This window comes from Vibrio sp. V42_P2S4T144, assembly GCF_009904715.1.
GTDB lineage: Bacteria > Pseudomonadota > Gammaproteobacteria > Enterobacterales > Vibrionaceae > Vibrio > Vibrio alginolyticus.
Genome location: NZ_WXWS01000412.1, coordinates 1 through 10,579, shown reverse-complemented (window position 1 = coordinate 10,579; position 10,579 = coordinate 1). Strand labels below are relative to the sequence as shown.

General features: G+C 45.8%; 8 protein-coding genes and 1 pseudogene. 8 read left to right on the top strand and 1 reads right to left on the bottom strand.

What is annotated here, in order from left to right:
* A partial coding sequence (locus tag CAG68_RS13885; RefSeq protein ID WP_161441287.1) for a peptidoglycan DD-metalloendopeptidase family protein occupies positions 1 to 154 on the top strand: 154 nt, incomplete at its 5' end.
* Between the two features lie 80 nt (positions 155 to 234).
* Positions 235 to 1,221 carry an RNA polymerase sigma factor RpoS gene (gene rpoS / locus CAG68_RS13880; protein WP_005380887.1) on the top strand — a complete coding sequence of 329 codons (987 nt, stop codon included), beginning with the start codon at positions 235 to 237 and terminating at the stop codon, positions 1,219 to 1,221.
* Positions 1,222 to 1,303: 82 nt separating this feature from the next.
* Here rpoS and mutS read toward each other — a convergent pair whose 3' ends face one another.
* On the bottom strand, positions 1,304 to 3,865 hold the full coding sequence (mutS, locus tag CAG68_RS13875) for a DNA mismatch repair protein MutS (RefSeq protein ID WP_054730352.1): 2,562 nt from the start codon (positions 3,863 to 3,865) through the stop codon (positions 1,304 to 1,306).
* A gap of 84 nt (positions 3,866 to 3,949) precedes the next feature.
* Between mutS and pncC the strand changes: the two genes are divergently transcribed.
* From pncC to csrA, 6 genes and pseudogenes are all read left to right on the top strand, one after another.
* Positions 3,950 to 4,432 carry a nicotinamide-nucleotide amidase gene (gene pncC, locus CAG68_RS13870; protein ID WP_017633544.1) on the top strand — a complete coding sequence of 161 codons (483 nt, stop codon included), beginning with the start codon at positions 3,950 to 3,952 and terminating at the stop codon, positions 4,430 to 4,432.
* A 200-nt stretch (positions 4,433 to 4,632) separates the two neighbouring features.
* Positions 4,633 to 5,676 (top strand): recombinase RecA, encoded by a 1,044-nt coding sequence (recA, locus tag CAG68_RS13865; RefSeq protein WP_005380874.1) that lies wholly within the window; start codon positions 4,633 to 4,635, stop codon positions 5,674 to 5,676.
* Positions 5,677 to 5,803: 127 nt separating this feature from the next.
* Positions 5,804 to 6,271: a recombination regulator RecX gene (recX, locus tag CAG68_RS13860; RefSeq protein ID WP_017633543.1), complete on the top strand. Its 468-nt coding sequence runs from the start codon at positions 5,804 to 5,806 to the stop codon at positions 6,269 to 6,271.
* Between the two features lie 142 nt (positions 6,272 to 6,413).
* Complete coding sequence (gene alaS, locus CAG68_RS13855) at positions 6,414 to 8,996, top strand: alanine--tRNA ligase (RefSeq protein ID WP_005383801.1); 2,583 nt, start codon at positions 6,414 to 6,416, stop codon at positions 8,994 to 8,996.
* Between the two features lie 212 nt (positions 8,997 to 9,208).
* Positions 9,209 to 10,396: an aspartate kinase gene (locus CAG68_RS13850; protein WP_005383803.1), complete on the top strand. Its 1,188-nt coding sequence runs from the start codon at positions 9,209 to 9,211 to the stop codon at positions 10,394 to 10,396.
* A 92-nt stretch (positions 10,397 to 10,488) separates the two neighbouring features.
* Positions 10,489 to 10,579: pseudogene (csrA, locus tag CAG68_RS13845) on the top strand (carbon storage regulator CsrA); the annotation flags it as partial.

The window sequence follows — 10,579 nt, the reverse complement described above, 5'->3', positions numbered from 1 at the left end:
ACATAATGACAAACTGCTGGTCACAGAAGGACAAAGCGTAAAAAGCGGACAAAAAATCGCCACTATGGGTAGTTCAGGTGCAAAGTCGGTCAAACTACACTTTGAAATTCGCTATCAAGGTAAATCAGTGAATCCAAAACGCTATTTGCCTTAAAACTTTGAAAAACAACTTGCGACATCATTTAGCGACATATTGAGTTGTCATGTCTTGCTAACTCGCCAGGGGGAGGCGTTATGAGTATCAGCAACACAGTAACCAAAGTTGAAGAGTTTGCATTTGATAATGCGTCAGTGAAGACCATTGATAACGAACTCGAAAGATCATCATCCACAGAAAGCAAAGCGACTGCGCGTGAAGAATTTGACGCGAGCAGTAAAAGCTTAGATGCAACTCAGTTGTATTTGGGCGAAATTGGCTTCTCACCTTTACTTACTGCCGAAGAAGAAGTGCTTTACGCAAGACGCGCCCTACGTGGCGACGAAGCGGCACGCAAACGTATGATCGAAAGTAACCTACGTTTGGTTGTTAAGATTTCTCGTCGATACAGTAACCGTGGTCTAGCACTACTCGATCTGATTGAAGAAGGTAACCTCGGCTTGATCCGAGCGGTCGAAAAATTCGACCCAGAACGTGGTTTCCGTTTCTCTACTTACGCAACATGGTGGATCCGACAAACGATAGAGCGAGCGTTGATGAACCAAACTCGCACGATCCGTCTACCTATCCATGTAGTGAAAGAGCTGAACATTTATCTGCGTACTGCGCGTGAACTTTCTCAAAAGCTCGATCACGAACCGACCGCAGAGGAAATTGCTGCTCAATTAGATATTCCAGTCGAAGACGTAAGCAAAATGTTACGCCTTAATGAGCGTATTAGCTCTGTCGACACGCCAATCGGTGGTGACGGTGAGAAAGCGCTGCTGGATATTATTCCTGATGCAAACAACTCTGATCCAGAAGTTTCGACTCAAGATGACGACATCAAATCATCGTTGATTCATTGGTTAGAAGAGTTGAATCCGAAACAGAAAGAAGTGCTTGCACGACGCTTCGGCCTACTAGGCTATGAGCCTTCGACGCTGGAAGAAGTTGGTCGAGAGATTGGTCTGACACGTGAGCGAGTACGTCAAATACAAGTGGAAGGTTTACGTCGTCTTCGTGAAGTCCTAATCAAACAAGGTTTGAATATGGAAAACTTGTTTAACGTAGAAGACGATTAAATAATCCGTATTTCACTAGATACACAAAAGGCTATGGTTCCCCATAGCCTTTTTTCTTTTTTGCTCCTTGGTGTGAGTCTATTTACAGCATCCTTTTCAAGCGATACAGCTCTTCAAGAGCTTGGCGTGGCGTTAAGTCGTCAGGATCAATACCTGACAGAGCTTGTTCGACCTCGCTAGGCTCTGGAATCAGGCTCAACTGGTTAGCCACATCTACTGCACTTGGACGCGGTGTGTCACTGTTTTGCCCCAGTTGCTCTAGCTGAGATAGCTTGTTACGCGCATTTTTGATGACCGTTTTTGGTACGCCAGCTAAGCCCGCAACAGCCAAGCCGTAAGACTTACTTGCCGCACCTTCTTGAACTGCGTGCATAAAGGCAATGCTGTCTCCATGTTCTACGGCATCCAAGTGAACGTTCGCTAAGCTTGGCAGTTGGTTCGGTAACTCTGTTAATTCGAAGTAGTGAGTTGCAAATAGGGTCATCGCACCAATTTGTGTTGCGAGCCATTCCGCACTTGCCCAAGCTAAAGAGAGACCGTCGTAAGTACTAGTACCGCGTCCGATTTCATCCATTAGCACCAAACTGTTCTTAGTTGCGTTGTGAAGAATATTGGCTGTTTCGGTCATTTCTACCATGAAGGTCGAGCGGCCAGATGCAAGATCATCTGACGCACCAATACGAGTAAATATACGATCTAAAGAACCAATCTGTGCGGATTCTGCCGGTACATAAGAGCCGATATGTGCCATCAATGCAATCAGCGCAGTTTGACGCATGTAGGTTGATTTACCACCCATGTTTGGACCGGTGATGATCAACATCTTACGGGCTGGGTTAAGCTCAATTGGGTTCGCGATGAACGGCTCTGTTGTTACTTGTTCTACGACTGGATGACGACCAGCTTGAATGTGAATTCCTGCGTCTTTCACAAGCGTTGGGCGGCAGTAATCTAACGAATCTGCACGCTCTGCTAGGTTTTGTAATACATCCAGTTGAGACAGGGCAGAAGCTAGGTTTTGCAGCTTCTCAAGGTTTGGCATCAATAGATCAAACAGTTCTTCCCACAACTGTTTCTCAAGTGCTAACGCTTTAGATTTCGAGTTAAGTACTTTGTCTTCGTGTTCCTTAAGCTCTGGGATGATGTAGCGTTCAGCGTTTTTGAGTGTTTGGCGACGTACATAATGCGGTGGAACCAAATGGCTCTGGCCACGGCTTACTTGGATAAAGAAGCCATGAACGTTGTTGTAGCCTACTTTAAGCGTATCGATACCGTGTCGTTCACGCTCATCTCGCTCAAGCTGCTCAAGATATTCTGTTGCACCGTCTGCCAATTTTCGCCATTCATCGAGCTCCGCATTGTAGCCTTCAGCGATGACGCCACCATCACGAATAACAACCGGCGGATTTTCTTTAATCGCGCGCTCTAACAGGTCACATACTTCGTCAATCGGAGCTGCATACTTCGCCAATTTCGTTAGGTACGGATGGGTCAAAGAAGCGGTGACAGATTCTAGCTCTGGTAGCTGTTGCATGGCATTGCGAAGTCTAGCCATATCGCGAGGGCGAGCAGAGCGTAATGCAAGGCGCGCTAAGATACGTTCAATATCACCAATTTGCTTTAACGTTGGTTGAAGATCAGCAAACAGAGCTTGTTCTTTAATCTCACCAATCGCATCAAGGCGATTGTTTAACGTTTCAATGCAACGCATAGGCTGATGCAACCAACGCTTCAGCATTCGGCTGCCCATCGGAGTTGCACAATGGTCGAGTACTGCAGCGAGCGTGTTATCGGTTCCGCCTGCTAGATTTTGAGTAATTTCCAGATTACGTCGGGTAGCAGCATCAAGGATGACGGATTGATCCTGATGATCAAACGTTAAAGAGCGAATATGAGGTAAAGCCGTACGTTGAGTATCTTTTACGTACTGGATCAAACAACCAGCAGCACATAACCCTAAGGACGCATGTTCTACACCAAAACCAACCAGATCTTTTGTGCCAAATTGTTGATTGAGTTGTTGCTTAGCCGTATCAAGCTCAAACTCCCAGACTGGGCGACGACGGTTACCATTGCGGCTCGCCATTAAATGTATAGGTTCAAAATCTTCTGGGAACAGTAGCTCACGTGGTGCGGTACGTTGAAGCTCGGCTGTCATCGCTTCTTCAGTTTCTGGTTCTGTCAGTTGGAAGCGACCAGAGGTGACATCCAGCGTCGCATAACCGAACTTACCGTTGTGATGGTAAATTGCTGCGATTAAGTTATCGACACGCTCAGAAAGCAGCGCCTCATCCGTCACTGTACCTGGTGTCACGATACGCACAACTTTACGTTCTACTGGGCCCTTGCTGGTGGCCGGATCGCCAATCTGTTCACAGATCGCCACAGACTCACCAAGCTGAACAAGTTTTGCCAGGTAGCCCTCTACGGCGTGAAATGGCACACCCGCCATTGGGATAGGTTCACCTGCAGACGCACCACGTTTGGTCAATGAAATATCAAGAAGCTGAGAAGCTCGCTTGGCATCATCGTAAAAGAGTTCGTAGAAATCGCCCATGCGGTAGAACAGCAAAATCTCTGGGTTCTCAGCTTTTAGCTTGAGGTATTGCTGCATCATCGGAGTGTGTTTTTGTTCAGCTTTCACAGGTAAGTTCTTTTGTTTATTTCCGTAGCGGCTTAGGATACGTGAATCCCTATCAAGTAAAAAGAGACAAAGGGCATTTTGGCTATGGAAAAAACAACAAAATTGAGTGCCGATTTAGGCGCATTATTGGCTAAACACGGGCATCTTTTAACGACCGCAGAATCATGCACTGGTGGTGGTGTTGCAACCGCCATTACTGACATTGCTGGTAGTTCAGCGTGGCTTGACCGTGCGTTTGTCACCTACAGTAATGAAGCGAAAATGGAGATGCTTGGTGTGCAAGCTTCAACGTTAGAAGCGCATGGTGCAGTGAGTGAGCCAGTTGTGATTGAAATGGTGCAGGGTGCAATTAAAAACTCCAATGCGACCATCGGTGTGTCCATCAGTGGTATTGCAGGGCCGGGTGGTGGCAGTGAAGAGAAACCAGTCGGCATGGTCTGCTTTGCTTTTGCTGATAACCAAAGTTGGCAGCAAGTCGAAACCATGCATTTTACTGGTGACCGTGCAGAAGTTCGCAAAAAAGCGGTCGAGCATGCGCTGACTCAATTGTATCAACATCTACTCTAGAATTTCTTAAATTGTTTTAGCCCAGCATTGATAAGGGCTAGAGCAAATCACGACTTTAGGTCAGCCAAATTTTTTTCATACAGGTATGGACACTGTATGAATCAACAGTATAATAACTTTCATTGCTGAGCAGTTCTTCTGCTTAAGAAAAATGAATTACTATTCGTCGCCCAAAGAAGATGAATAAATCGGAGAAAGTAATGGACGAGAACAAACAGAAAGCGCTCGCCGCTGCGCTAGGTCAAATTGAAAAGCAATTCGGTAAAGGCTCTATCATGCGCCTTGGTGATAACCGCGCAATGGACGTAGAAACCATCTCAACGGGTTCTCTTTCTCTTGATATCGCTTTGGGTGCTGGTGGTCTACCAATGGGTCGTATCGTAGAAATCTACGGCCCAGAATCTTCAGGTAAAACAACATTAACCCTTGAGCTTATTGCTGCTGCGCAACGTGAAGGCAAAACGTGTGCGTTTATCGATGCAGAGCACGCTCTAGATCCTGTATACGCGAAGAAACTTGGCGTAGATATCGATGCATTGCTGGTTTCTCAGCCAGACACAGGTGAGCAAGCGCTAGAGATCTGTGACGCACTTGCACGTTCTGGTGCTATCGATGTTATGGTTGTCGACTCTGTTGCAGCGCTAACACCGAAAGCAGAAATCGAAGGCGAAATGGGCGATAGCCACATGGGTCTGCAAGCACGTATGCTTTCTCAAGCAATGCGTAAGCTAACGGGTAACCTAAAGCAGTCTAACTGTATGTGTATCTTCATCAACCAAATCCGTATGAAGATTGGTGTGATGTTTGGTAACCCAGAAACAACAACAGGTGGTAACGCACTTAAGTTCTACGCTTCTGTTCGTCTAGATATCCGTCGTACTGGCGCAATCAAAGAAGGTGACGAAGTCGTAGGTAACGAAACGCGCATCAAAGTTGTTAAGAATAAGATTGCAGCACCATTTAAAGAAGCAAACACACAAATCATGTACGGCCAAGGCTTTAACCGCGAAGGTGAACTTGTCGATCTAGGTGTGAAGCACAAGTTAGTTGAAAAAGCCGGTGCTTGGTATAGCTACAATGGCGATAAGATTGGTCAAGGTAAAGCGAATGCGTGTAACTACCTGCGTGAGCATCCTGAAGTGGCTAAAACTATCGATACAAAACTGCGTGAAATGTTGCTAGCGCCAGCACTTGCGGAAGCGCCTGAAGCTGGTGAAGCGCCAGAGCAAGCTGAAGAGTTTTAATCTCTCATAGATTAATAAATGACAAAGCCCTGCAATGCGGGGCTTTGTTGTATCTATTGAAATCAAAAATCGAATTATCACAAAGGCCATTGAGAGCCTGTACAGCAAAAATACTTTTAGGATCATCATGTACCAAAAACGCCAGGCGCCAACATTATCGAGCAAAGAGGCAGCTATCCAATTGCTTAGCCGTCGCGATCATGGTCAGTATGAGCTTTACCAAAAATTATCGATGAAGGGCTATGAAGAATCAGACATCGACATCGCAATTAATTTTTGCCTAGACCATAACTATTTAGATGATTTACGTTACGCGAAGAGTCAAATTAGACAGCATGTATACAAAGGACATGGAGAGCGTCGAATTCGTCAAGAGTTAAACCAGAAGCGTGTTGCGGAATCGGTGATTGAGCAAGCTATGGCTGAAGAGCCGCAAGATTGGTTTGAACTGGCTAAACAGGCGGCAGAAAAGAAATTCAAAGGTATTAAAGCCAAAGACCAAAAAGAGTACGCAAAACAAGTTCGTTTTCTGCAATATCGTGGCTACAGTTTTGACCAAATCAGCTACGCGCTGAGCTTTGAGGACGAAGATTAACGGTCAGTCGTTCGCACTGATTTTTGTTTTGCTTCAAATTTTTTCTCCTACTCCCTCTTTTCCTCAAGAAAACTAGTCTCAGCTGTTTGCATGATCTACAATACGGCAAAATTCTAACTCGACTATTTTCAGGAAGAGCTGCATGTACATGAGCACTGATGAGGTTCGTAACGCGTTCCTCAAGTTCTTTGAGAGCAAAGGACACCAAATCGTAGAAAGTTCATCGTTAGTTCCACATAACGACCCAACCCTGCTGTTCACAAACGCAGGTATGAACCAATTTAAAGATTGTTTCTTAGGCTTAGAAAAACGAGCCTACACTCGAGCGACTACGGCTCAGCGTTGCGTACGTGCAGGTGGTAAACATAACGACCTAGAAAATGTTGGCTTCACTGCTCGTCACCACACATTCTTTGAAATGTTAGGCAACTTCAGCTTTGGCGATTACTTCAAAGAAGATGCGATCTCCTTTGCTTGGGAATTCCTAACCGAAGTTCTTAAACTGCCAGCGGATCGTTTATTGGTAACTGTTTACGAAACCGATGACGAAGCGTTTGACATCTGGAACAAGAAAGTTGGCGTGCCCGCTGATCGTATTGTTCGCATTGGTGATAAAGAAGGCGGCAAGCCGTATGAGTCTGATAACTTCTGGCAAATGGGCGACACTGGCCCTTGTGGTCCATGTACTGAAATCTTCTACGATCACGGTGAGCACATCTGGGGTGGCCGTCCTGGCACGCCTGAAGAAGATGGTGACCGTTTCATCGAGATCTGGAACAACGTATTCATGCAGTTCAACCGTCACGCAGACGGCACTATGGAACCGCTACCAAAACCATCGGTAGATACTGGTATGGGTATCGAGCGTATCTCTGCAATCATGCAGGGCGTTCACTCAAACTACGAAATCGATGTGTTCCAAGCTCTTATCAAAGCAGCAGCAGAAGTGATCGGTTACGAAGACCTATCAAACCAATCACTACGCGTTATCGCTGACCACATCCGTTCATGTTCATTCCTGATCGTGGATGGCGTTATGCCTTCAAACGAAGGTCGTGGTTACGTATTACGCCGTATCATCCGTCGTGCAGTTCGTCACGGTAACAAGCTGGGCGCACAAGGTGCATTCTTCCACAAGTTGGTTGGCGTTCTAGCTGACATCATGGGTACGGCTGGTGAAGAGCTGAAGCGTCAACAAGCTGTGGTTGAAAAAGTACTGCGTATCGAAGAAGAAAACTTTGGTCGTACACTTGAGCGCGGTATGGCGATTCTAAACGAAGCACTAGATAACCTAGACGGTAAAGTACTGGACGGCGAAACCGTATTTAAACTTTACGATACTTACGGCTTCCCAGCTGACTTAACTAACGACGTAGCACGTGAGCGTGAATTCGCAATCGACGAAGAAGGTTTCGAGAAAGCGATGGAAGAGCAGCGTCAACGTGCGCGTGAAGCGGGTAACTTTGGTACTGACTACAACGCAGCAATCAAAGTTGATACGCAAACAGAATTCTGTGGTTACACAGCTACTAAAGGCTCTAGCTCTGTAGCTGCGATGTTCGTTGAAGGCAACGAAGTAGATTCACTATCTGCGGGCGACAAAGCAATCATCGTACTTGGTGAAACGCCATTCTACGCAGAGTCAGGCGGTCAGTGTGGTGACGCTGGTGAAATCCGTACTGAGTCTGGTGTATTCCACGTTGAGGACACTCAAAAACTAGGTAACGCAATCGCGCACCACGGTGTAATGGCGGAAGGCGTTCTAGCGAAAGGTGATGAAGTAGCAACTATCGTTGACGCAGAGCGTCGCGCAGCTATCTCTCTAAACCACTCAGCAACGCACTTGCTACACGCAGCACTACGCCAAGTTTTAGGTGAGCACGTAACGCAGAAAGGCTCATTGGTGAAGGCAGACAACCTACGTTTCGACTTCTCGCATCTAGAAGCCGTAACTGCAGCAGAACTGAAAGAAGTTGAGCGTCTAGTTAACGCGCAAATTCGTCGCAACCACACGATTGAAACCAACGTGATGGACATTGAGTCAGCTAAGAAGAAAGGCGCAATGGCTCTATTCGGCGAGAAGTACGATGACGAAGTACGCGTACTGTCTATGGGTGACTTCTCGACAGAGCTTTGCGGTGGTATTCACGCATCAAGCACAGGTGATATTGGCCTATTCAAAATCACTTCAGAAAGCGGCATTGCTGCAGGTATTCGACGTATTGAGGCGGTAACAGGCGAGGCTGCATTAGACGCGATTGAAGCTCAAAACGCGAAGTATGAAGAGAAACTGGCAGAATCTGCACAGAAAGCAAAAGCGCTAGAGAAAGAAGTGCAGAAGCTAAAAGATAAGATGGCGGCAGCAGAAAGCGCTAACATCATGGGCAAAGCGGTTGAAGTCAATGGTACAAAAGTTCTAGTCGCAGCTCTTGAAGGCGCTGACAGCAAGAACCTACGTACTATGGTTGATGACATCAAGAACCAAATGGGGTCTGGTGTCGTACTGCTTGCTAACGTAACAGGTGACAAGGTTGGCCTGATTGCTGGTGTGACTAAAGATCTAACTGGTAAAGTAAAAGCTGGTGATCTAGTTAAGATGATTGCTGAGCAAGTCGGTGGTAAGGGCGGTGGTCGTCCTGACATGGCTCAAGCTGGTGGTACTGATGTAGCCGCACTACCAGAGGCAATTAAAACAGTTCAGCCTTGGTTAGAAGAGCGCTTATAAGCTTTTAACTACTAAAATTACGCTCAATCAAGTTTCTTTGATTGAGCGTAATTTTTTTTAGCAGCCAAGTGGTTTAATTGACCAAAAGTTAACCGAGTCATTTAGGCTATTTGGTTTTTGTTGTAACTACTGCTTATATAATTTTTCTAAAAGGAAATACTGACGATGTAAGCAGTTCTAAAGAGACTTCGGTCTTGGGAAGGTGAAGACTGGTGAAAAAGCCCCTTATCGTGCAAAAGTTTGGCGGAACCTCAGTGGGTTCAATTGAAAGAATCCACCAAGTTGCTGAACACATCATTAAGGCGAAAAATGATGGCAATCAAGTTGTTGTTGTCGTGTCTGCAATGTCAGGCGAAACAAACAGACTGATGGACCTCGCTAAACAGATAGATAGCGTGCCTACAGCTCGAGAACTTGATGTTTTGCTCTCTGCTGGTGAGCAAGTGTCAATGGCACTGTTAGCAATGACACTCAATAAATTGGGTCATGCTGCACGCTCGCTTACCGGAGCACAGGCGAATATTGTGACGGATAATCAACACAATGACGCAACGATTAAACACATTGATACTAAGACAATTCTGGGATTGCTTGAGCAAGACCAAATCGTGATTGTTGCAGGCTTTCAAGGTGTGAATGAGAACGGGGATATCACCACATTAGGTCGAGGTGGCTCAGATACGAGCGCAGTGGCACTGGCAGGCGCATTGCGCGCTGATGAGTGTCAAATCTTTACCGACGTTGATGGTATTTATACTTGTGACCCACGTGTAGTGAAAAACGCGCGAAAATTGGCGGTTATCGATTTTCCTTCCATGGAAGCGATGGCAAGCCGAGGCGCGAAAGTATTACATTTACCTTCAGTGCAATTTGCATGGAAGAATAATGTGCCACTGCGCGTGCTTTCGACATTTGATGTTAATGAAGGCAGTCTGGTAAAGGGGGAGTTAGGCAATCAAGCCGTCTCTGGTATAGCCATTCAACGTGACCTTGCCATAATCGAAGTCGATAAAGAACATTTATCTAGTGCTACAAAACAATGTCAGATGTTGGGTATCGACATTTGGAATGTGATCGAGGAAACAGAACGGGCAGGTATCATGATAAAACAAGATGCATGTGCCAAGTTCGATCTGGTGTTCAGCGACAAAATCCGTAATAGTGAAGTGGTAAGCCTGTTGACCGCAGTGGGGCTTGAGGCCAATGGAATGGTAGAGCACGCATGCGATTTGTTGGCAAAGCGAGATATTGAGATCAATTTCAGCGCAACGAATGCACTCACTATGATGCTAGTTTTAGCACCCGAATGTGTGGATACAGCAGCAAACATTCTGCATGATGCTTACATTACGTCTAGTGAAGCATTAAACATTCAACAAAAACATGCCTTTTTAGGCTGATTTTCGCTAACAAGGTAGTTTACGAAAATATAACTTTTGTTGGATAATAGCTTTGTAGCAAGAAAATTTAGAGATTACTCAAGGAGCAAAGAATGCTAATTTTGACTCGCCGCGTAGGCGAAACACTGATGATTGGTGATGAAGTGACTGTAACTGTACTAGGTGTTAAAGGTAACCAAGTGC

Bases quoted from the DNA above. Each gene is read 5' to 3' on its own strand.
- recX (WP_017633543.1), top strand. From the start codon at position 5,804: ATGTACCAAAAACGCCAGGCGCCAACATTATCGAGCAAAGAGGCAGCT.
- recA (WP_005380874.1), top strand. From the start codon at position 4,633: ATGGACGAGAACAAACAGAAAGCGCTCGCCGCTGCGCTAGGTCAAATT.
- pncC (WP_017633544.1), top strand. From the start codon at position 3,950: ATGGAAAAAACAACAAAATTGAGTGCCGATTTAGGCGCATTATTGGCT.
- alaS (WP_005383801.1), top strand. From the start codon at position 6,414: ATGTACATGAGCACTGATGAGGTTCGTAACGCGTTCCTCAAGTTCTTT.
- rpoS (WP_005380887.1), top strand. From the start codon at position 235: ATGAGTATCAGCAACACAGTAACCAAAGTTGAAGAGTTTGCATTTGAT.